Origin of the sequence: Salinisphaera sp. G21_0, assembly GCF_017744115.1 — a bacterium.
In the GTDB taxonomy this organism is placed as follows: Bacteria; Pseudomonadota; Gammaproteobacteria; order Pseudomonadales; family Endozoicomonadaceae; genus Endozoicomonas.
This window is the reverse complement of the sequence record NZ_JAGHQW010000240.1, coordinates 1-628: the sequence shown is the minus strand read 5'-3', so window position 1 is coordinate 628 and position 628 is coordinate 1. Positions and strand designations below refer to the sequence as shown.

Below are 628 nucleotides of genomic sequence, written 5' to 3'. Positions count from 1 at the left end.
CCCCCATGCCGGCATCTGCAAACTTACCCAAGGTTACGACCATGCTGTTCACCGCCGTGGTGTTGGCAACCGTTCCTCCATAAACCTGCCCCCCCCCGATGCCGGCGTTTGCAAACCAACCCGAGGTGACAATATCAACATTTTCCGCCCGGATATTACTGACTGTGCCATTAACATCAACAACACAGGCTGCTAACCCGGTCGTCTTCCAGGAATTTGTTATCTCGGCACGAGTAAAGTGAAGGTGACTGATGCTGCCTTCCAGAGTGTCAACAAAACAGTCAGACAGGCCGCTGATGGTACGATCCTGCCCATCGTACTCCCCGGTGAATGGATGGGTATCATTGCCAATGGATTGATAGTCTTTAGTGACAACAATATCCGCTGTCTGTTGATAGGTACCGTTCAGTGGATAGTTGGGATCTCGACCAATCTTGCCCAGAGTTTCTGCATCATTAATAATCATTATGGGTGTTGATGCTGTAGCGGCTGTTGATTCTGTAGCGGCATTTACCGGGCAAACATCACTGTACGACAAATCCAATGCATCCAGAAATTCTGTTCGCGAAGAGCAATTGGCTGTTAACACCCGTGGGTCTGCTTTTTGGCAAAGAAGCTGATCATTGGA

General features: G+C 49.4%; 1 pseudogene. It reads right to left on the bottom strand.

Features of this window, described 5'->3' with window-relative positions:
• A pseudogene (locus tag J7439_RS25850) lies at positions 1-589 on the bottom strand (hypothetical protein); the annotation flags it as partial.
• Between the last annotated feature and the right edge of the window lie 39 nt (positions 590-628).